General features: G+C 39.4%; 21 protein-coding genes. 1 reads left to right on the plus strand and 20 read right to left on the minus strand.

Features of this window, described 5'->3' with window-relative positions; genetic code table 11:
• The 13 genes from NZ900_02845 to NZ900_02905 form a co-directional block, all read right to left on the minus strand.
• Positions 1–1,125: a glycosyltransferase family 9 protein gene (locus tag NZ900_02845; GenBank protein MCS7233032.1), complete on the minus strand. Its 1,125-nt coding sequence runs from the start codon at positions 1,123–1,125 to the stop codon at positions 1–3.
• Positions 1,116–2,318 (minus strand): hypothetical protein, encoded by a 1,203-nt coding sequence (locus NZ900_02850; GenBank protein MCS7233033.1) that lies wholly within the window; start codon positions 2,316–2,318, stop codon positions 1,116–1,118. The genes NZ900_02845 and NZ900_02850 overlap by 10 nt, the downstream gene beginning before the upstream one ends.
• Positions 2,311–3,513 carry a hypothetical protein gene (locus NZ900_02855; protein ID MCS7233034.1) on the minus strand — a complete coding sequence of 401 codons (1,203 nt, stop codon included), beginning with the start codon at positions 3,511–3,513 and terminating at the stop codon, positions 2,311–2,313. Before NZ900_02855 ends, NZ900_02850 begins: the two co-directional genes overlap by 8 nt.
• A gap of 59 nt (positions 3,514–3,572) precedes the next feature.
• Complete coding sequence (locus tag NZ900_02860; protein ID MCS7233035.1) at positions 3,573–4,640, minus strand: GDP-L-fucose synthase; 1,068 nt, start codon at positions 4,638–4,640, stop codon at positions 3,573–3,575.
• Between the two features lie 101 nt (positions 4,641–4,741).
• The gene (locus NZ900_02865) at positions 4,742–5,215 is read right to left on the minus strand and encodes an NAD(P)H-dependent oxidoreductase (GenBank protein MCS7233036.1); all 474 of its coding nucleotides are present in this window, start codon (positions 5,213–5,215) and stop codon (positions 4,742–4,744) included.
• Between the two features lie 2 nt (positions 5,216–5,217).
• On the minus strand, positions 5,218–6,759 hold the full coding sequence (locus tag NZ900_02870) for a radical SAM protein (protein ID MCS7233037.1): 1,542 nt from the start codon (positions 6,757–6,759) through the stop codon (positions 5,218–5,220).
• Positions 6,759–7,094: a hypothetical protein gene (locus NZ900_02875; protein ID MCS7233038.1), complete on the minus strand. Its 336-nt coding sequence runs from the start codon at positions 7,092–7,094 to the stop codon at positions 6,759–6,761. Before NZ900_02875 ends, NZ900_02870 begins: the two co-directional genes overlap by 1 nt.
• A gap of 18 nt (positions 7,095–7,112) precedes the next feature.
• A complete protein-coding gene (gene secF / locus NZ900_02880) occupies positions 7,113–8,021 on the minus strand; it encodes a protein translocase subunit SecF (GenBank protein MCS7233039.1) in 909 nt (302 codons plus the stop codon).
• Between the two features lie 3 nt (positions 8,022–8,024).
• Positions 8,025–9,440 carry a protein translocase subunit SecD gene (gene secD, locus NZ900_02885; GenBank protein MCS7233040.1) on the minus strand — a complete coding sequence of 472 codons (1,416 nt, stop codon included), beginning with the start codon at positions 9,438–9,440 and terminating at the stop codon, positions 8,025–8,027.
• A gap of 13 nt (positions 9,441–9,453) precedes the next feature.
• Complete coding sequence (locus tag NZ900_02890; GenBank protein MCS7233041.1) at positions 9,454–10,113, minus strand: HD domain-containing protein; 660 nt, start codon at positions 10,111–10,113, stop codon at positions 9,454–9,456.
• 86 nt (positions 10,114–10,199) lie between these two features.
• On the minus strand, positions 10,200–10,523 hold the full coding sequence (yajC, locus tag NZ900_02895) for a preprotein translocase subunit YajC (GenBank protein MCS7233042.1): 324 nt from the start codon (positions 10,521–10,523) through the stop codon (positions 10,200–10,202).
• A gap of 56 nt (positions 10,524–10,579) precedes the next feature.
• On the minus strand, positions 10,580–11,065 hold the full coding sequence (locus tag NZ900_02900) for an HIT domain-containing protein (protein ID MCS7233043.1): 486 nt from the start codon (positions 11,063–11,065) through the stop codon (positions 10,580–10,582).
• Complete coding sequence (locus NZ900_02905) at positions 11,062–12,255, minus strand: amidohydrolase (GenBank protein MCS7233044.1); 1,194 nt, start codon at positions 12,253–12,255, stop codon at positions 11,062–11,064. Before NZ900_02905 ends, NZ900_02900 begins: the two co-directional genes overlap by 4 nt.
• Before the next feature lie 94 nt (positions 12,256–12,349).
• Between NZ900_02905 and NZ900_02910 the strand changes: the two genes are divergently transcribed.
• Positions 12,350–13,462 (plus strand): saccharopine dehydrogenase NADP-binding domain-containing protein, encoded by a 1,113-nt coding sequence (locus tag NZ900_02910; protein ID MCS7233045.1) that lies wholly within the window; start codon positions 12,350–12,352, stop codon positions 13,460–13,462.
• On the opposite strand, the gene NZ900_02915 is transcribed toward NZ900_02910, so the two are convergent.
• The 7 genes from NZ900_02915 to NZ900_02945 all read right to left on the minus strand — a co-directional run bounded on the left by NZ900_02915 (position 13,459) and on the right by NZ900_02945 (position 20,653).
• Positions 13,459–14,079, minus strand: coding sequence for a cyclodeaminase/cyclohydrolase family protein (locus NZ900_02915; GenBank protein ID MCS7233046.1), 621 nt, complete (start codon positions 14,077–14,079; stop codon positions 13,459–13,461). The two genes, NZ900_02910 and NZ900_02915, sit on opposite strands and share 4 nt — an antisense overlap.
• The gene (gene hutI, locus NZ900_02920; protein MCS7233047.1) at positions 14,054–15,319 is read right to left on the minus strand and encodes an imidazolonepropionase; all 1,266 of its coding nucleotides are present in this window, start codon (positions 15,317–15,319) and stop codon (positions 14,054–14,056) included. Before hutI ends, NZ900_02915 begins: the two co-directional genes overlap by 26 nt.
• Before the next feature lie 3 nt (positions 15,320–15,322).
• Positions 15,323–16,234: a glutamate formimidoyltransferase gene (gene ftcD / locus NZ900_02925; protein ID MCS7233048.1), complete on the minus strand. Its 912-nt coding sequence runs from the start codon at positions 16,232–16,234 to the stop codon at positions 15,323–15,325.
• An 85-nt stretch (positions 16,235–16,319) separates the two neighbouring features.
• Positions 16,320–17,984 (minus strand): urocanate hydratase, encoded by a 1,665-nt coding sequence (hutU, locus tag NZ900_02930; GenBank protein ID MCS7233049.1) that lies wholly within the window; start codon positions 17,982–17,984, stop codon positions 16,320–16,322.
• 6 nt (positions 17,985–17,990) lie between these two features.
• Positions 17,991–19,133 carry an ABC transporter substrate-binding protein gene (locus tag NZ900_02935; GenBank protein ID MCS7233050.1) on the minus strand — a complete coding sequence of 381 codons (1,143 nt, stop codon included), beginning with the start codon at positions 19,131–19,133 and terminating at the stop codon, positions 17,991–17,993.
• Positions 19,134–19,179: 46 nt separating this feature from the next.
• A complete protein-coding gene (locus tag NZ900_02940) occupies positions 19,180–19,890 on the minus strand; it encodes an ABC transporter ATP-binding protein (GenBank protein ID MCS7233051.1) in 711 nt (236 codons plus the stop codon).
• Positions 19,877–20,653 (minus strand): ABC transporter ATP-binding protein, encoded by a 777-nt coding sequence (locus tag NZ900_02945; GenBank protein ID MCS7233052.1) that lies wholly within the window; start codon positions 20,651–20,653, stop codon positions 19,877–19,879. The genes NZ900_02940 and NZ900_02945 overlap by 14 nt, the downstream gene beginning before the upstream one ends.
• Between the last annotated feature and the right edge of the window lie 17 nt (positions 20,654–20,670).

Raw genomic sequence — 20,670 nt, forward strand, 5'->3', positions numbered from 1 at the left:
TTAATATATTATACCATCTAACAAAGACGAAACAGCATCTATAACCTGATCAACCTCTATTCCCAATATGCAGTGAGGTTGGTCTGCCTTACACTCAGATGAGCAAGGAGAAACGGCTCTTTCAGGCTGCAAAACTATACTTTTAGTCTTCCAAGGACCGAAACGAATAGGAGAATGATGAGAGGCAGGATCTCCATTCTTAGGGTGACAAAATAAAGCCACCACAGGAATACCACAGGCTGATGCCATATGCATCGGGGAAGAGTCATTCCCAATAAAGAGCTTAGAACGCTTAAGTAATGCAACAGCCTGGCGAAGTGTAGTCTTTGAAACAAGATTAATAACCCTATCTTCAAGCATCTTCTCTAAAAACAAACCGAGCTCCTCTTCGCCCTTTCCGCCAAGGACAAGAAATTTCACATCATAACGCTTTGATATCCATTTACATACCGCTAAGAAGCGTTCTATAGGCCATCTTCTCCTTACCCAACCTGCTCCTGGAGCAATAGCTATTAAAATATCATTATCACTAACACCTGCTATTTTAAGGGTAAAATCAGCGAAAAGCTCATCATCTTTGCTTGTCCAGAGCTCTAATCTATCATCCAGGACCTCTAAACCAAGAAAGTGAAGCACGTTAAGATTACGTTCTACTTCATGTTTTAGATCCCTTATATCTATAACATGAGTAAGAAAGGAATCAAAACCTCTATTCCAAATAGCTTTATTAGCGTTAATATTTTCAGAATACCCCACACGAATCCTAGCTCCACTTAAAAAGGCAAGGTAAGCCGCACCATACCAATCGGTATCCCAACGAGGAAGCAAGGCTAAATCGAAATTCTTACCCCGAAAGTACTCAAAGGCAAACCAAATAGGTAGAAGATAAGCCTTAATAGTTTTCATCTTATCATCCATTCTTAAATTTCTAAATGCAAGAACCTCATTTACGTAAGGACAGACCTCAACTAAATTATAGGCTTTCTGATCGACAACAAGGCTAATAAAAGCGCCTGAAAAGTTTCTTCTTAACTCACGTATAAAGGGAGTAGTTAATATGACATCACCTATTGCATCAAGGCGAATTACAAGGATCTTTCTGATCTTGCTCTTATTTATGACCATCTTATAACCCTCTTGAAAACCTCTCCAAACTCATCTAAAGTTATATCTGAGGATAGCAAAAACTTCGCATGTGCACTTAAAAGGCTGATAAGCTTGATACTACAAAAATCTCTTAAATATCCCAAACTTATATACTTTGAAGGAGGAGCACCAATCCTATAAGCTTCCTGACTATAAATGAGCATCGCTTTAGCATGATAGCTCAGACCATCAGCCCAAATTCCACCATCCCAATTAGAGGAACTATAAAAACTATATCTCTTAAAATAATCTATAAATTGATGACAAACCTTTGCGTAAAACATCAAAACCTCTCTGAAGCTGATTGGGCTTACCCATTTTATCTCCCCATTTAGCCGCAGGAACCTATAAACCTCCTCCAAAACCCCCACTGGATCCCAAAGAGAACTAAACTCAAAGATCCCCTTACCCACTCTTATATTAGCATCGCAAAAACAAGAAATTGTTTTATCTATTTCCAAAATTAATTCGGAAACAAGATTATAGGCATTTATACATAAAAGCATTAAATCTGTTAAGTTATCTTTCAAATCTCTACTCCACCATCTATTTCTAAAAAGCTCTATTCCCGAAAGGAGTTCTCCCCATCTAGACGATAGGTTTAAACCTGCCTTTAAAGCTAACCTAAATGTATGATTCACGCTATAAAGCAAAGATACAAGAAGACGTAACCTAATAGGTTCAGTAAATAAAAACTGGAGCCAATCTACGGGAATTTTAACTATCAGGTAATCTACTAACATACCAAAGGCATTGCCTTTCTCCACATATGAAGGAATCCTAGGACAATCGAGCTTCTCTCCCCACAACCATCTTAAATTAGACACAGGGAACCAACCTAACAAGTAATCCCAAGAGATTTCGCTACAAAATAGCGGCATATGAACAAAAAGTTTTCTAACCCACTCAGGAAAAGATTTAGGATCGAACCTAAAAATGTTAACGAAGCTCCCGGTGGGAAAAACAACTATAAAGTCTAGATCAGAAAAACCCGGAGACCCAATCTCTCCAACTTGATATATAGAAATAGGGCGAAAAGTTAATTTCTGCCAACGAGACAATAAAAAATCAATAACTTTATCGTATTCTTCAATTGTAACAAACTCAGGCAAATCAGTTAGAGGCTTATTTAAAATATTAAAAAAGTTTTCTACCAATTCTACTTTATACATTCCACCTTAAATCTAATTTAGATTTTATAATTTCGATAAAATTAAGAACCTTAAATATATAATTATCTCCAAGAAAACGAAGAACGTTTCTTACCTCCTCTAAACTCTCTAAATCACATCTACACCATGATCTTATAATCTCAGGAAAATGTAACATTAGAGATAATCTTAAGAGCCACTCCTTCACTTTGGGACGGGATTTAAAGCTTGCTCTAACTAAGGACGCGAGTTCAACAGACTCCCATTCTATTTCGGTAAAATCCTCCCTTGCTAAAGCTAATGCCTCTCTCTTATATCTAAAAACTCCGGTTTTTCTCTGAAGATAAAGAACTGGTAAAATCATAACGTTTCCTAGTACCCACTCAAGATCGTAACAATCCCTTATAAAACAAGGATTATTAACCCTTTCCTTAAAAAAGATCTCAAACCTTTTAAGCATTTCATCTGTAATTTCTTCCGAAGGACGAACACTCGCCTTTAAGCTTTTAATGGGATCTATTAAGTCGAAGCCATTCTCAAATAAAACTAGAGGGAAATAAGCCTCAGGATAAAAACCAAGATCCACCTCCGAAATATAGTAAGGTCCATGATGCATAAATGGATCAAAAAAATAGGTGAAAGATAGTATTTGAGAAGCTATACGCCTAACTCTAACTAGTTTTCTAAAATCTTTAATAACTGAGGCACGAATAATAAAGGCTGTATCTAAATCACTGAAACCCACAACATCATCTAAAGTAGCAACGCTACCATGAACTAAACATCTTAAAAATAACTTATCTACCTCTTCTCCTAAAAGATACTCTCTTAAGAGATGAACCGCCTTATATCTTTCCGATCTTCCTCCTTTAATAAACCAGCTATCATAACTAAGTCCCAAAGGGATCTCTTTAACTTCAAGATCCCTATTAACATCATTAACATCAGTTATAATTTCTTCCCAAATCCCATATACATAGGATAATACCTTAGCATACTCCTCTTCGCTTATACGAGGATTCCCTAGAAGTGAAACTATATCTGGAAGCCATGGTCTAACCTCATCAAAGAGCCTTTTTAACTTAAGCAATGATTCCGATGAAAGAAATCTGCCACCAAGGATATAAGTTAAGTCGGGTAGTGTGTAACTTCCATAGAGGAAATATTGAAGCGCTTCAAGTAAATTACGCTGAATTAAGATTAATATTTCCTTCATCCCTTAAACTATCAAAAACCTACGACACTTGCAAAAATTCCCCAATAACGGACTCCTAATTATACTCCAATATACCATTCATAAGTCCTCTTTATCCCTTCCTCCAATCCTACCTTAGGTGTCCAACCAAGCTCTCTTATCTTTGAAACATCAAGTAATTTTCTCTGAACACCGTCAGGCTTGGAAAGATCTTGTCTTACTTCTCCGCTAAAACCTACTATTTTCTTTACAATACCCGCTAGATCTTTTATCTTTATATCCTCACCCGTACCCACATTAACGAAATAATCTGGGCAAAGTTTTCTCATCTCAGGAGCATCAATGCTTTCCATTAAAAAGACACAAGCATCTGCAAGGTCCTCTACATATAGAAACTCCCTATAAACCTCCCCGCTTCCCCATATAAGTACATTTACCTTAAGCGAAAGCTTATCAAATTGGATTCCATATTTCTCTAATATTTTTAAGATAACCTCCTTCGAACATTCGCCGTTTACATCCTCTATCGGCCTAGCGTTTAAATCTCTTCTTATCGATTCCCAATCCCCATCCTCAAGGGCTTTACCTAAATGAAACTTTCTGATCAATGCTGGAAGAACATGAGATGTATACAAATCAAAATTATCATTTGGCCCATAGAGGTTCGTCGGCATAACCGATATGAAGTTAGTTCCGTACTGTTCATTATAGTATCTACAAAGCTTTATAGCAGATATCTTAGCTATAGCATAGGGCTCATTTGTAAGCTCAAGATAACCAGAAAGAAGATACTCCTCCTTCATAGGCTGAGGAGAGTTCTTCGGATAGATGCAAGAGGAGCCCAAATTCAGAAGTTTCTTCACTCCAAATTTATAGGAAGAATGAATTACATTTAAGGCTATAGCTAAGTTATCATATATAAACTCTGCCTTAAAAGTACTATTAGCAAGTATACCACCTACTTTAGCAGCACATAAATATACCTGATCAGGCTTATTTTCCTCAAAAAACATTTCAACATCAGACTGCCTTCTTAAGTCGAGCTCCTTACTAGACCTAAATAATATATTTTCATAACCTTTCTCCTTCAACTTTTTAAGAAGAGCCGATCCCACAAGCCCTCTATGACCAGCTATATAAACTTTCATACCCACTCCCTCTTTTCAACTCGATAAAATCTATACTTAAAAATAACGGGGACTGCAAGAACTTCCATCTTGCAGTCCCCTAAAGCTTAAAACTTACATCATTAAAACAGCTTTTTAACTAGTCTAGCAACTTTTTTACCAAGCTCCTTACACTCGCTTAAGATCAAGGCATTTGGCTTACCAACAGATATAGGACCATAATGAGCACCATTAGTTATTCCCTGAACTATCATACCATGAATTAAAAAGGCCTTGATTATATCTAAAGCAGCGGTTTCAGCCCCTCCACCCAAAACCCCACAAGAAGCAAAAGCAGCTCCCACCTTACCTTCAAGATCTCCGTAATATTTAACGCTATTATCGATAAGCTTCTTAATCTCTGCGGATGGGGCACCAAAGTAAGTAGGAGTTCCAATTATTATACCATCGTGATTAAGCATATCCTCAGGACTCGCCTCAATAACGTTCTTAAGAGTGACTTCTACTCCTTCATTTCTCACACCTTCAGCCACAGCTTCAGCCATGGCCTTTGTATTACCAGTACGAGAGTGATAAACCACCAAAATCCTCGGCATATCTACTCACCCTCCGCACCAGTAGCTGCTTTACCACGCCAGTCTTCAAGCTTACTGCTCCATTCTTGAGCTTTTCTATATATATCTTCAGGATCAAGTCCCATCTCTTTCCAGCGTTTCTCCATTCTCTTTCTATAGTATTCTTTATCCTCCTTAAACAATATGCTTCTGACATAAAGCCATCTTTCATATTCTTCCCAGCGCTTCTTGTATATCTCATGTATCTTTCTAGAGTACTCATCTAAACCCGATGCAAGTTCACCTATGAGCTTATCAGCACCAGGATGTGTTGGATGAGCCCCGCATTTCTTAACTATCTCTCTTAAAAGATGAGGCTTATCTATTATCAAGCAAGGAGCTAGAAGATTATCATCACAATATGGCTGAGCTTCCCTTATAGCCTGGAAGAACGGAGATTTAAGGACCTCAACTAGGCTCTTATTTCTTATATTATCTACAGCAAAGTGCATAAAAACACAAGGCTCCACATCTCCATTAGCTATTATATGAAGATACCTCTCTCCTCCAGCCATACATCCATCTACATACCTACCATCATTCCAAAAATCACCCAAAAAGATAGGCCTCGTCGAGCGCCAATACTCCACCTTCTCATGAAGCCTCGCTCTCTGTTCGGGAGTCGACATATAAGAAAGATCAGGGTTTTCTCCAGTAGGTATGTATTGGAAGAACCAACCAACCTTGCAACCTCTTTCTATCATCTCATCTATAAATTCATCTCTTGTTAAGGAATCGGCACTAGCACTGGTTAATGTCGCCGAAAAGCCAAATAAAACCCCAGCCTCCCTCAAATTATCCATTGCCTGAAGGGCTTTCTCGTGAATACCGCTTCCTCTCCTCTTATCGGTAGTTTCCTTAGATCCCTCTATGCTTATCATAGGCGCGACATTACCAAGCTCTGCCAGCTTTCGAGCAACGTCCTTAGTTATTAAAGTCCCGTTAGTATAAACGTTAAAATAAGCATCATCATGCTTCGCCCATATGTCAAACATATCCTTCCTCGTGAAAGGCTCTCCACCAGAAACGGTAAAGAAATACATGCCTAACTCCTTGGCTTCAGTCAATATCCTATCTATCTCTTCAAAGGTAAGATCGTTAGAGGTATCATAATCTCCCGCATAACATCCCTTACACTTTAAGTTACACTTCATGGTAGGACTTATAACCATGAAAAAAGGAAGATGTATGCCAAGCTCTTCCTCCTTATTATCTCTTATAACTCTGCCGAGAATCATGGCATTAACGAGAAGATTCCAAATTAGCTTTTCCCTGGGCTTTGGAGAAAGTTCCTTAAAGACGCGTTTCCATAAAAGGAAAAAGGGGTGGCCCGTATCAGCCATTCTAGCAATCTCCTTAAAAGACTCCTTGTGAAACTTAGTTAAGGATAAAGCAGACAAAAGTTGAAAAATTCTCTTTATCTTTTCATCTGCAGCTGCATCATCCGAAGCTAATATACTCGCTATACCCTCAAGGATCTTACCAGATACATATCCTTTGAGCTTAGTTAATATTCCAACTTTCATCACGCTTCACCCCTTTTAAGATCCTTCACTATCTCTTCAAGGAGCTCAATGCGTGTCTCAAAGGATTTTAATCTTTTCTTCAACTCTTCAAGTTCGCTTTTTCGAGCCAGATCTATTATATCCATAAATTTTATTATTTCCTGCCTTATCCTTTCATACATCTCCTCTTTTCTCATCTCCATCCTCTTAACAAACTCCTCAAGTATTCTCTTCCCCTCCTCCTCCCTCAATTCTCCCTTAGATACCAGCTCCCTTACTAGTGATTCGATCTGCTCTCTTGTAAAGGCTAACACTCCTAAACCGCTAAGCAAAAGCTTCCTAATCACTTCAAACAACTAAACCTCACCTCCTTCTCAAGTACGTGTAACTTTTAAGGTTGCTGGCCTCCTTCTCCTTCTTAAATCCCACTCAACCAACAACGCTCCAGCTATGTATATTGAAGAATACGTCCCTATTATTATACCTAATAAGAGAGCTAAAGCAAAGTTAGACAATACCTCTCCTCCGAATAGATAAAGAGTTAAAACCGGAAGAAGAGTGGTTAAAGATGTATTTATAGTTCTTGAAAGCGTTTGATTTATGCTCATGTTAATCAACGTCTTAAAATCAAACTTCCTTGAAGCTACCCTCAAGTTTTCCCTAACTCTATCTAAGACTACAATAGTGTCATTAAGAGAATAACCAATAATGGTAAGAATAGCAGCTATAAATGGTAGATTTATCTCTTTCCAGAGAAGCGAATAAAAACCAAGAACTATAAGACTGTCATGAATCAAAGCTAAAACAGAAACCACAGCAAAATCAAATTTAAAACGCAGCGTTATATAAATAAGTATACCCAACAAAGCTATAACGAGAGCGACAAAGGCTTGTTTTCTAAGCTCCTCCCCTATTATAGGACCAACACTTTCTATTCTCAATATATTAAGCTCCCCAAGGTCCTTCCTTAAGGCATCAAAAACCGCTATTTGCTCTTCTTTTCCCAGATTTTTAGTCTTTATAATAAAGCTACCATCCTCTGATTTTTGAATAACACTGTTACCCAAGCCAAACTGCGAGAGAACCACTCTAATGTCAGCTACATCAAAATCCTTTTGAAAAGTAACTTGAAAAACGGTTCCTCCTGCGAAATCTATACCTAAGTTTAAACCTCTTAACCAAAGAGAGAATAAACTTAAAACTATTAACGCACCTGAAATTATAAAAGCAAGTTTTCTACTGCCCATGAAGTTTATATTTGGAACATCCTTTAAGAAAAACACTGCCTATCCCTCCTTTGCTTTTGGAACAACAAGCGTCTTTAAAGCTTTAACTTTCATTGAAAGCAGAACATCAAGTATGCTTCTCGTCACAGTGATCGCTGTAAACATACTTATTATTACACCAAGACTTAAGGTAACAGCAAATCCTTTTATAGGCCCACTACCAAAGTAAAATAGAACTACAGCAGCTATAAGAGTGGTAATATTAGCATCAAATATGGTCCTAAAGGCTTTCCTAAAACCAGCATCTATAGCAGCTCTTACCGTTTTCCCCTCTTTAAGCTCTTCCTTTATCCTTTCGAATATCAAGATATTTCCGTCTACAGCCATACCTATATTAAGAACTATACCAGCTATTCCAGGAAGTGTCAGTGTAGCCCCAAGTCCAGAAAGAGCGGCAAAAACCAAAAGAACATTAACAGCAAGAGCAAAATCTGCAACAAGACCAAGTAAACCATAATAAAGAACCATGAAGATAAATACTAAAGCAGCTCCAAATAGACCTGCTCTAATACCTCTTCTTATAGAATCCTGACCTAAGGCAGGACCTATGGATCTATTTTCAGCCACATCAACTTTTACAGGCAAAGCTCCCGCTCTTAGAAGAATCGCAAGCCTTTGAGCTTCATCAAGGGTAAATCTACCGGTTATTTGTGCCTTGCCCTCTGGAATAACCTCTTGAACGACGGGAGCTGAAATAACATTTCCATCGAGAACGATCGCAAGCTGTCTTCCCACATTTTTTCTCGTTGCCTCTTCGAAAATCTTAGCTCCCTCGCTATTAAATTCAAGACTAACAGCAGGAGCTCCGAATCTATCAAAGCTTGTTCTTGCATCTCTAAGATAACCACCTGTTAACCAAGTCTTTCCAAGAAGATATACTCTACCCGTATCCTTCTCAAAGTTAACAGTAAAGCCTGTCTCCTTTTTGGCTTTCTCCTCAAACTCCTTCAAAGCCTCATTATAAAGCTTCAATGCCTCTTCATATCTTGATAAGGCGCCTTTATATTCCTCTTCCGAAGAATAATTTCTCCTTTGAGGTTCCAGAGGCTTTTGAGGACCGACATCCTCAACTTCCCTAAATTCAAGTAAAGCAGTTTTACCAAGAAGCTCTATAGCAGCCTGAGGATCCTTAACACCAGGAAGCTGAACCAATATCCTATCCGGTCCAGCTTTCTGAATCACAGGTTCAGCAACCCCAAACTGATCTATCCTATTTCTCAAAATTTCTAAAACCCTTGCAACAGAATCCTCGGTCACGGGAGCGTTAGGTGTAGAAACGCACTGAAGAATTATATGAGAACCTCCCTTAAGGTCTAACCCTAAGTTTATTCGTCCCTCAATTGGAAAAACATAAACAGCAGCAGCTATAATAATACTAGCTATCAGAACTAAACGAATGATGTCTCCCCGCTTCAAGCTAAACACCCCCTTAAAGAAGCTTAACCCCATTTATTACAAGGCCAAACTCACAACCTAGTATATGAGCAGCCTTGCGAGATATCAGCATTCGAGTTAAGAATATTTCGAAATACTCCATTACCTGTGAGATCTCAGTATCTATTTCAATTTCTAAAGTAATCTTTCTACTATCTTTATCAACATTCAGAAAGGATCTTCTCACTGCATAGTTAACCCTATCATGGATATCAAAGCTTATTATGTCGGGATTTCTAACACGACTGTAATGGACATCAGACTTATCTGCGAGTATCAATGCAGCTGTTATAGGATCCACAGGTATCCCTATCTCTTCCTCATGATTGCTTATAGCAACCATGATCTTTCCTATCTCAGATGGATCCATCCCTATCTCCTCAAGAAGTCTAAAAGCTATCAAAGCACCAGCAGGCCCGTGCATTTCTCTCCCACATATATTACCTATGTCGTGCAAATACCCAGCTATAGCAGCAAGCTCAGCCATTCTTTCCCCATAGTCAAGCTTAACCAGAATGTTCCTCGCAACCTTAGCGACAAACGCCGCATGTCTAAAACCATGTTCAGTATACCCTAAGGCAGAAAGAAAATCATCAGCTGCCTGAATATAAGCTCTGACCTTTGGGTTCTTTTCCAGCTTAATCAAATCCACCATATCTAACATAAAGGTCACCTCTTCGTATAATCTTAAGACCTTATAATATTGTCTAAAGCTTTAGAAGCTTTAATAGTTCTACCTAATTACTCCTTGTTCTCTTTAGACTCGCTTGTCTCCTCTACACTCTCCCTTTTAGCAGCTATTGCACTTTTTGTCACACGTATCTTGACCGGCTTGTCCTCCTCTAACCTATCAATCTCAATTATGAAACTGTCATCCTTTATATCTCGCACAGTACCGTATATGCCACCTACCGTTACTATCTTATCTCCCCTTCTTAAGCTCTCTATCATCCTCCTATGCCTTTCCCTCTGCTTTCTCTGAGGCCAAATTAAAAGGAAATAAAAAACTACAAATATAAGTATTAGAGGAAGCAAACCTCCTAAAACACTTGGCTGTTGCTGCATTCGCAAAACCTCCTTTTCCTCAAAATTTACGCTTTCTATTCTAACACAGCCAACTTTCAATCACAAGACGAAAGAACATCTTTTAGGGTTTTATAAGTATCCCTAACAGCCTGAGGGACTACCTTTGTATCAGCTATAATGGGCATAAAGTTGGTATCTCCATTCCATCTAGGAACTATATGAAGGTGAACATGATCCTCAAGACCCGCACCTGCTACCTTACCTATGTTAAAGCCAAGATTAAAACCATCAGGCCTCATAGCTTTTTTAAGTAGAAAAATCGCCTTCTGAGTCAGAAGCATCATCTCTAAAAGCTCATCCTTAGATAGTTTTTCAAGCTCACCGATGTGCCTATAGGGAGCAATCATAAGATGTCCTGGGTTGTAAGGATAATTGTTCATTATGATAAAACACGACTTCCCCCTATAAAGTATGAGGTTTTCATCATCCTTATCCTCTCGGGGTAAATCGCATAAGAAACACACTGAAGCCTTAGGAGCACGAATATACTCTATCCTCCATGGAGCAAATATAAAGTTCATAATTTCCCTCTCCTCAGAAACTCATAAGCTATGTTTGCCATGAGCTCTACACCTTTTGGAAGAGCATCATCATCCACATCAAAGTAAGGATTATGATGGGGTTTGTCAGTACCTTTCTCCTTATTGCCGGTGCCAAGCAAAAAGAAAGTACCTGGAACCCTTTCTAAATAAAGGGAAAAATCCTCTCCACCCATATTTATATCCGCTTCTATTACACTCTCCTCTCCATAGAGCCTTTTAGCTATATTCGAAGCAAACTCTGTAAATTTAGAATCATTGATTAAAGCTGGCGTAGAATAATAGTCTACAAACTCTATCGAGCCCCTCATAGCCTTAGCCACACTATTCGCGATCTCCTCAACTCTTGAAACAACCTTTTCCCTCGTTTTAGGTGAGAAAGTCCTTATCGTTCCTACCATCTTAACCTCTTCAGGAATTATATTAAACGCCGTTCCGCCCTCTATTTTACATATAGATACAACAGCCGGCTCTATCGGATCTACTTCCCTCGAAACCACAGTCTGAAGAGCAAGGATAATAGCAGAAGATATAACTATAGGATCAACAGCAAACTGAGGAGCAGCTCCATGTCCACCTTTACCCTTAACATTTATCTCTATTCTATCTACAGCGGCAAAAAACGGCCCTTTTCTGAAACCTAAAGTTCCAGATGGATAGTAAGCCCATACATGAAGCCCAGTTACAGCATCAACATCTTCCATCCCACCAACCTTTATTATTTCTTTAGCACCTGCAGCGCTTTCCTCTGCTGGTTGAAAAATCAGTCTAACGCTCCCAGGAAGCTCCTCCTTAATTTGGGATAAAACCTTAGCTGTAGCTAAAAGAATCGCTATATGAGCATCATGCCCACAAGCGTGCATAACACCCTCATTCTTAGAACAATACGGTAGAGATCTATTTTCCTCCCTCATTCTTAAGGCATCTATATCAGCTCTTAAAGCTATCATGGGCTTTAAAGCCTTCCCTCTTATGGTAGCTATAACACCGGATTCTTTACCTCCGCAACCCACCTTAATATCATCAATTCCATATTCTCTTAACTTGCTGACTATAAATTTAGTAGTCTCATACTCTTCAAAAGAAGGTTCAGGATAAGCGTGAAGATAATGCCTCATTTCAACAAGCTCACTTTTTACTTCTTCCACCAACCTTTTAATCTTGTCTTGCATAAAGAGCACCCCCTTCCTTTCACCCTTAAAAATTATAGCATATTGCAAAAGGAAAAATTTTATTGTAAGCTTATTAAGCTGGAGGTGGATAAAGTTGAAGAAAGTTCTCCTACTTGGATGCGGATTAGTAGGTAAAACAATAGCTTCAGAGTTATCGAAAGACTTTGACGTAACTGTCTTAGATTTAAATGAAGAAAACCTAAATAAGCTAAATGAAAGAATTAAGAAAGTGAAAGGATCTGCAGTTGATGAAGAATTACTAAAGAATCTTACAAAAAACGTAGATTTGGTTTGCGGAGCTCTTCCAGGAAAAATAGGCTACAAAGTGGCACAAACAATAATTAACCTGGGGAAAAACTACTGCGATGTATCTTTCATGCCGGAAAACTTCCTTGAACTCGAGAGACTAACTCAAGAAAGAAAGGTTACAGCAGTTTTCGACATGGGGGTTGCTCCTGGTCTATCGAATTTGTTAGTTGGGCGAGGAGCATCCTTATTAGATGAGGTAAATTATGCTAAGATATATGTAGGAGGGTTGCCAGAAAAACCAGAACCTCCGTTCTCTTATAAAGCGGTGTTTTCCCCTTATGACGTCTTAGAGGAATATACAAGGCCTGCAAGAATAATAGTGGATGGCAAAGAAAGTGTGGTTGAAGCATTAACTGGATTAGAAGAGATATGCTTTCCAGGATTTGGAAAGTTAGAGGCCTTTTATACAGACGGGCTAAGATCTCTCTTATACACAATAAAAGCCAAAAACATGGAAGAAAAGACCTTAAGATATCCAGGGCATGCCAATATAATAAAGGCTTTAAAGCAGATGAAAATGCTAAACGAAGAGCATATTAATTTGACAGCAAAACTTCTTTTTCCTCTATGGCAGTTAGAACCTGAAAAGGGAGATAGAGATATAACTATAATGATCGTAGAGGTAAGTGGAAGAAAAAACGGAGATAAATTAACACTTAGGTGGGAATTGTTTGATAGATTCGACGAGGAAAGTTGGACCCACTCTATGGCAAGAGTTACCGCTTTTCCTTGCGTAATAGTCTCAAAGCTCATATTACAAGAAAAAATTACAGAAAAAGGCATTATAACACCAGAGAAGCTCGGTATGAATGAAGAGTTTTATAGATATATAACCGAGGAGCTTAGAAAAAAGGGTATAAAGATAAAAGAAAAGATAATTATAGAGAAGGGAGACTAAACATTTAGTCTCCCTTCTACTATTTCCATTACCTCACTATAGATAGATTTACCCACTTTTAAGAGGGCTTGAGCTTTTTCTTTAGAAGATCTCCTAAACTCATTATCTTTCATAGAAAGGCAATTTATAAGAACATTGAAATATGCTGATTCCATCCCTGCATAAGCTGATATAGCTGCAACAGCAACATCGCTCATTGCATTTTTATTTCCCTTATCTAAAAGCTCTTTAGAAAGCTTTAAAACCTCGAAGGAAAGCTCCATAACAGAAAGGGGAAGCAAAGTAGCCTTCTTAAGTGCTTCTTCAAGTGCCATTTGTCTTTCCTCACTATCCTTTGGAAGCTTAAGAGCGCTCATAAAAGAGTTAAAGGCTTCCGCATCTTCATCAACCTTTTGGAGGAGATTTCCCATCAAGCTCTCAGATATATTAAGTAATCTCTTTATGTCATCTTCAAAGGGCTCATAACCCTTCCTCCCTAAAGTAAGATTAGAAACCATAGAGATTAAAGCAGCACCTAAAGCCCCCATTAATGCAGCAACGCTTCCTCCTCCGGGCACCGGAGAGGAAGAGGAAAGCTCCTTCAAAAATCCCTCAAGAGTACTCTCTTTTAGCTTCATAAACGATCCTCCCTTTCTTTATAACAGTCTTAACGTGACTTCTACCTATCTCGTAGAAAAGAAAAGCATATTTAGGAACGTCCATAATAGTTATGTCAGCTTGCTTTCCTATATCGATACTTCCAACCTTATCCCCAATGTCAACAGAGTAAGCAGAATTCAAAGTAGAAGCAACTATAGCCTCTTCAGGAAGCATTCCCATAGCTAGAACCGCTAATTGCAGCACCATCTCCATAGAACTACAATAGCAGCTGCCAGGGTTAAAATCCGTTCCCAAAGCCACAGGAACACCAGCTGAAATAAACTTTCTAGCTGGAGCATAAGGTTTTCTTAGAGAAAAAGAGGTACCAGGCAATAAAACAGCAAAGACACCTTTTTCTGCCATCATTTCTATTCCTCTATCGCTCACCTTTATTAGATGTTCTGCGCTCTTGGCCCCCAGGTTAGCTGCAAGTTCAGCTCCCCCAACTGGAGCTATTTCATCAGCATGAATCCTTAACTTTAAACCTAACTCTTTAGCTTTAGTTAAGATTTCCTCGGTTTCTTCAATTGAAAATACCCCTTCATCACAGAAGACATCACAATAAACCGCTAATCCTCTGCTTACAACCTCAGGTAAAGCAACATTTTTAAGAAGCTCGATATATCCCTTTCGGTCATTCTTATACTCCTTAGGAATAGCATGAGCTCCAAGAAAAGTTGGAATAACCTCAAGCGGTCCTAAAAGATTTATATCCCTTAAAACCTCAAGTTGCTTAATCTCGTCCTCAAGGTTTAAACCATATCCGCTTTTTGCCTCAGCAGTAGTTATGCCTGAAGAAAGAAGCTTAAAAGCATTAGCTATTGTGGTCTTGAAAAGCTCTTCCTTGCTTGCACTTCTTACCTTTTCGACAGTATTTAGTATTCCACCACCTGCTTTGAGTATTTCTATATATTCTACTCCCTTAAGCCGCATAAGAAACTCATCTTCTCTAGTTCCAATAAAAGGAAGATGAGTGTGAGCATCAACAAATCCTGGCAAAACTATACATCCACTAGCATCTATCTTATTAGAAGCATCAACATATTTTTCAAAAAGATCCTCAGACTTACCTACATCTATTATTCGACCATCACAAATAGCTATAGCAGCACTTTCAATCACTCCTAGATCAAGCATCTCCTCTCCTATCTTTGGTCCTTTTTTATCATCCTTAACCCTAATAAGCTGAGATATGTTATAGATGAGAATATCGACCATTTCCTATTCCTCCAGTTCGAGTAAGCGCATCTCTATAACCTGCTTCATTGGATCAAAATTGTGTAATTTAAGATAGTAAGAAATAGAATCAAACAAAGCCTCAGCGGGAAGAAGACCTATTATTTCACTCTCAACTACCGGTACTCCCCACCTTTCTGCCTCTATCTTAACAAGCTCATAAACTCTGTAAACCGCATTTTTGGTATAATCAGTTAAATTCATTGAGACTTGGACCAATCCTTTTTCTTTCAATTCAACTCCTATAGCTTTAACAAAGCCTAATCCACCGCTTGAAGCTCTAACAAACTGAGCTATTTTTTTAGCTATGTTTATGTCGTTAGTTCCAAGATTAACGTTAAAGGCTATAAGAGGCTTTCTTGCTCCAACAACCGTTGCCCCCGCTGTTGGATGAAGCTTAGGTAAACCATAATCAGGATGACGCTCAGGTTTGGAAATTTCCTCCTTTAGCCCCTCATACTCTCCTTTTCTTATAACCTCAAGCCTCTTTCTCTCAGGCCTTAAAGCAGCCTCCTCATAGAGGTAAACCGGGATACCAAGTTCATCAGCTATCTTCTTACCAAGCTTTCTTGCAAGCTCGATACACTCCTCCATTGTTATCCCTTTTAAGGGAACAAACGGAATAACATCCGTTGCACCTATTCTCGGATGCCCCCCTTTATGCTCCTCCATGTTTATCAGCTCTGATGCAATCTTAACGGACTCAAACACGGCATTAAACATAGCCTCAGGATCTCCGATAGCAGTTACAACCATTCTGTTATGATCTCTATCAGAAGAGACATCCAAAAGCCAAACCTTTTCTTTTCCCCTAAAGCAATCCGCTATCTTATTTATCACATCTGCTCTCCTTCCCTCACTATAGTTTGGGACACACTCAACAAGCTTCCTGGACATCGAAGACTACCTCCCTAAAAATTAGGTGGGACCCTTCTCGCTAAGAAGAGTCCCACCTTAAGATTACTACTTAAAGTCCAATAATCTATTTAAGCATGGGAATTTTTATACCATATTTTTTAGCCCATTCTATAGCTTTATCATATCCAGCATCAGCATGTCTAACTACACCTATTCCAGGATCGTTCCTTAAAACCCTCTTAACCTTCTCAGCAGCTTCATCAGTACCATCAACTACCGTTACCTGTCCTGCATGAAGAGAATACCCTATTCCAACCCCTCCTCCATGATGGAAGGAAACCCAACTTGCACCGCTAGCGGTATTCAAAAGAGCGTTAAGAATCGGCCAATCAGCTATAGCATCGCTTCCGTCCTTCATTCCCTCCGTTTCTCTGTAAGGCGATGCAACAGAGCCTGTATCAAGATGATCTCTACCTATGACAATAGGTGCTTTAATTTCTCCCTTCTTTATAAGATCATTAAATATTAAACCCATCTTATCCCTCTCACCGTAACCAAGCCAGCAGATCCTAGCTGGAAGCCCTTGGAATTTAACCTTCTTGTTAGCCATCTGAATCCAGCGTACAAGATGTTTCTTTTCTGGAAAAGTCTCTATGACCGCCTGATCAGTCCTGTAAATATCCTCAGGATCCCCAGATAAAGCAACCCACCTAAAGGGACCTTGACCTTCACAGAAAAGAGGTCTTATGTACTCAACTACAAATCCAGGGAAATCATAAGCGTTTCTGACTCCTCTCTTATAAGCTTGAGTTCTTATATTATTACCATAGTCAAAAACTACTGCTCCCCTTTTCTGAAGGTCAAGCATAGCCTTCACATGCCTAGCAATAGAATCCAAGGCCATCTCCTTGTACTTTTCAGGATCAGTTCTTCTAAGCTCTAAGGCCTCCTCATAAGATATACCGGCAGGAACATAACCATTAAGCTCATCGTGAGCTGACGTTTGGTCAGTAACCACATCAGGAACTATACCTCTTTTAACAAACTCAGGAAAGATATCCGCAGCGTTTCCAAGAAGGCCAATAGATATAGCTCTACCCTCATCCTTAGCCTTTAAGGCTATATTCAAGGCCTCATCTAAGCTTTCAACCATTACATCTAAGTAGCCGGTTTCAAGCCTTCTTTTAATTCTCTGACGGTCAACTTCAACTATTATTCCAACACCCTCGTTCATAGTTATAGCAAGAGGCTGAGCACCACCCATTCCACCAAGCCCCGCTGTTAAGACAAGCCTTCCCTTTAAAGTCCCATTAAAATGCCTATTAGCCACGGCAGCAAGCGTCTCATAAGTTCCTTGAAGTATTCCCTGCGTTCCTATATAGATCCAACTTCCAGCGGTCATCTGGCCATACATTATAAGGCCTCGAGCTTCTAGATCCCTAAAGTAGTCCCAATCAGCCCATTTAGGAACAAGGTTAGCATTAGCTATTAAAACCCTGGGAGCCCAAGGATGAGTTTTAAATATAGCCACAGGCTTACCAGATTGTACAAGGAGAGTTTCATCATTCTCGAGCTCTGTTAAACACCTAACTAATGCATCAAAACACTCCCAATTTCTTGCTGCCTTACCTGTTCCACCATAAACTATCAACTCTTCTGGTTTTTCCGCAACCTCAGGATCTAAGTTATTCATTAGCATCCTTAAGGCTGCCTCTTGAACCCACCCCTTACACCGAAGCTCCCTTCCCCTAGGAGCCCTTATAACTCTCTTTTCTAGAACTACTCCCACAAAACATCACTCCTCAGGTGGCTTTATTATCTCAGGATCGTCAATAACTCCATAGTGACGGAAAGTACCATCTTTAACTATCTGTACTTGAACAGCTTTAACGACCTCTCCTATCTTAGTAAATCTCTTTATCTTGCCGGTCAGGACATCAAAATCTTTCAAAGAAGCTATAGCATCCTTTATCTTAGCCGCCTCAGTAGAACCCGCTCTCTTTATGCCTTCAACAAGGATAAAAACGGCATCAAAAGAGGAAGCCCCAACCATATCCGGATCAATCTTATACTTCTCCTTATATTTATTTATGAACCACTTCACTAGGGGTCTTGGATCATCTCTATCGAAGTTAGTGACTATAACGACACCTTCAGCAGCTTTTCCAGCAATCTCTATAAATTTGGGAGAATCAAAACCCTCCTCACCCACTATATACCCTGTGTACCCAAGATTACGAGCTTGAACAACAGCAGGAGCATGGAAGTAATAACCGCTAATGAATATAGCATCAGGATTAGCAGCCTTTATCTCAGTAAGATATGGTGTAAAATCCTTTTCCCCCATCGGGAAAAACTTCTCACCAATTATTTTAAGACCTATCTTCTCTGCTCTGCTTCTAAATCCTGCAGAAAGAGCCCTACCGTAATCAATATCAACGGTCAAAAGATAAACAGTTTTAGCATTGAGTTTCTTCCCAACTACTTCTGCCGCAGCAGCTCCCTCAATCTCTCCAAGGAAACCATTTCTAAATATATACTCTCCAGCCCTCGTAATCTCAGGATGAACAGCATAAGCGGCAACCATAGGTATTTTAGCCTCCTGAAAAACTGGAGCAGCTGCTCTCGTTGGACCACTATAAGACCCACTAACCACACCTACCACCTTATCCTTTTCTATCAGCTTACGCGCTACCGCAACAGCCTCACTTGGCTTTAAGCCATCATCATAAACTACAAGCTCAAGCTTCTTTCCCAAAACTCCACCCTGTTCATTAATATATTCAATAGCAAGTTGTGCAGAGTTCAAAGCGCTGGCTCCATCAGCAGCAGCGGGACCAGTGAGAGGCGCAAAGAATCCTATCTTAATAGTATCCTGAGCTAATGCTACCCCTCCTACTAATAGAACCAAAACCATCATAATTAACGCTTTCTTCAAGATTGCCACCTCCTTTTATTTTATAGCTCCCAAAGGGAGCAAACACTTAACCACCAAGGTAAGCTCGCTTAACCATCGGATTATCAGAAAGCTCTTTAGCGCTACCTTCAAGAACTATCTGGCCAGTCTCCAATACATAGCCTCTATCAGCAACCTTAAGGGCTTGACGAGCATTTTGTTCCACGAGAAGTATAGTAATACCTCTTCTTTTAAGCTCCATTATCGCTTCATAGATCTTCTCAACCAAAATAGGCATAAGTCCTAAAGAAGCCTCATCTATCATTAAAAGCTTTGGATTAGACATTAGCGCCCTTCCCAAGGATAACATCTGCCTCTCCCCACCGCTCATTGTACCAGCAAGCTGGTTTACTCTCTCCTTCAACGCTGGGAAAACTTCAAAAATTTTATCCATCCTCATTCGGAGCTCTTTCTTGTCTGTAATAGGTAGAGCTCCGACTCTCAAATTTTCCTCCACGGTAAGATCTGGAAAAACTCGAGCCCCCTCGGGAACCATCCTTATACCTAACTGAGCTCTTAAATGAGGTGCCATACCGTTTATAAGCTTACCCTCTAAAAATATCTCTCCCTTTTCTATCCTTTCCAACCCCATTATGGAACGCAATATACTGGTTTTACCAGCACCATTCGCTCCTATGATCGTAACAAGCTCACCCTGCTCGATCTTTATAGAGACACCCTTTAGGGCCTTAATTTTCCCATAGCTTAGATGAACATCTAAAAGCTCAAGAAGCGGCAACTTCCTCACCCCTACCTCTGCCGAGATAAGCCTCTATGACCTTAGGATCGTTCCTTATTTCCTCCGGTAAACCTTCGGCTATTTTATGACCGTGATCTAAAACTACCATTCTATCGCAAAGCTTCATAGCAACCTTCATATTATGCTCTATTAATAAAACTGATACACCCCTTTTCCTTATGCTTCTTATAAGATCCATAAGAGGTTCTATCTCCTCATGAGCTAAACCAGAAAAAGATTCATCAAGAAGAAGAAGCTTAGGATTTAAGGCCAAGGCTCTTGCTATCTCTAACCTCCTTAAGAATCCTAAAGGGAGAACCCCAGCTAACATGTCTTCGAAGCCCTTTAGACCAACGCTTTCTATAAACTCGTATGCCTTTCCTTTAAAATTCTGTGAAATATAAGACTTAAAACTCTCAAGTAAGTTATCATATCGCTCCCTACCATAGGCAGAAAGAACATTTTGCCATGATGCCAGCTTCTTAAATGGACGAACTATTTGAAAGGTCCTGCCAATGCCAAGCTTAGCAATCTTATGGGGGGAGAGCCCGGTAATTCTCTGACCCAAGAAATAAACTTCACCACTTGTAGGCTTTAAGACCCCACTTATAAGATTAAAACAGGTAGTCTTACCAGCCCCATTGGGACCAATAAGTCCTAAAATTTCTTCCTTCTTGACAAAGAAAGAAACATCCTTTAAAGCTTCCAAACCACCAAATCTTTTGCTTAAGCCTTTAACCTCAAGAACGATCTCATCGCTCATTTAAGTATCACCAACTA

The sequence above is a fragment of the Synergistota bacterium genome, assembly GCA_025060595.1.
Taxonomy (GTDB): domain Bacteria; phylum Synergistota; class GBS-1; order GBS-1; family GBS-1; genus 42-11.

What these genes read in the sequence shown, in the direction of transcription:
- NZ900_02845 (MCS7233032.1), bottom strand. Translation starts at nt 1,125, where the DNA reads ATGGTCATAAATAAGAGCAAGATCAGAAAGATCCTTGTAATTCGCCTT.
- NZ900_02850 (MCS7233033.1), bottom strand. Translation starts at nt 2,318, where the DNA reads ATGTATAAAGTAGAATTGGTAGAAAACTTTTTTAATATTTTAAATAAG.
- NZ900_02855 (MCS7233034.1), bottom strand. Translation starts at nt 3,513, where the DNA reads ATGAAGGAAATATTAATCTTAATTCAGCGTAATTTACTTGAAGCGCTT.
- NZ900_02860 (MCS7233035.1), bottom strand. Translation starts at nt 4,640, where the DNA reads ATGAAAGTTTATATAGCTGGTCATAGAGGGCTTGTGGGATCGGCTCTT.
- NZ900_02865 (MCS7233036.1), bottom strand. Translation starts at nt 5,215, where the DNA reads ATGCCGAGGATTTTGGTGGTTTATCACTCTCGTACTGGTAATACAAAG.
- NZ900_02870 (MCS7233037.1), bottom strand. Translation starts at nt 6,759, where the DNA reads ATGAAAGTTGGAATATTAACTAAGCTCAAAGGATATGTATCTGGTAAG.
- NZ900_02890 (MCS7233041.1), bottom strand. Translation starts at nt 10,113, where the DNA reads ATGGTGGATTTGATTAAGCTGGAAAAGAACCCAAAGGTCAGAGCTTAT.
- yajC (MCS7233042.1), bottom strand. Translation starts at nt 10,523, where the DNA reads ATGCAGCAACAGCCAAGTGTTTTAGGAGGTTTGCTTCCTCTAATACTT.
- NZ900_02900 (MCS7233043.1), bottom strand. Translation starts at nt 11,065, where the DNA reads ATGAACTTTATATTTGCTCCATGGAGGATAGAGTATATTCGTGCTCCT.
- NZ900_02905 (MCS7233044.1), bottom strand. Translation starts at nt 12,255, where the DNA reads ATGCAAGACAAGATTAAAAGGTTGGTGGAAGAAGTAAAAAGTGAGCTT.
- NZ900_02915 (MCS7233046.1), bottom strand. Translation starts at nt 14,079, where the DNA reads ATGAAGCTAAAAGAGAGTACTCTTGAGGGATTTTTGAAGGAGCTTTCC.
- hutI (MCS7233047.1), bottom strand. Translation starts at nt 15,319, where the DNA reads ATGGTCGATATTCTCATCTATAACATATCTCAGCTTATTAGGGTTAAG.
- ftcD (MCS7233048.1), bottom strand. Translation starts at nt 16,234, where the DNA reads ATGTCCAGGAAGCTTGTTGAGTGTGTCCCAAACTATAGTGAGGGAAGG.
- NZ900_02945 (MCS7233052.1), bottom strand. Translation starts at nt 20,653, where the DNA reads ATGAGCGATGAGATCGTTCTTGAGGTTAAAGGCTTAAGCAAAAGATTT.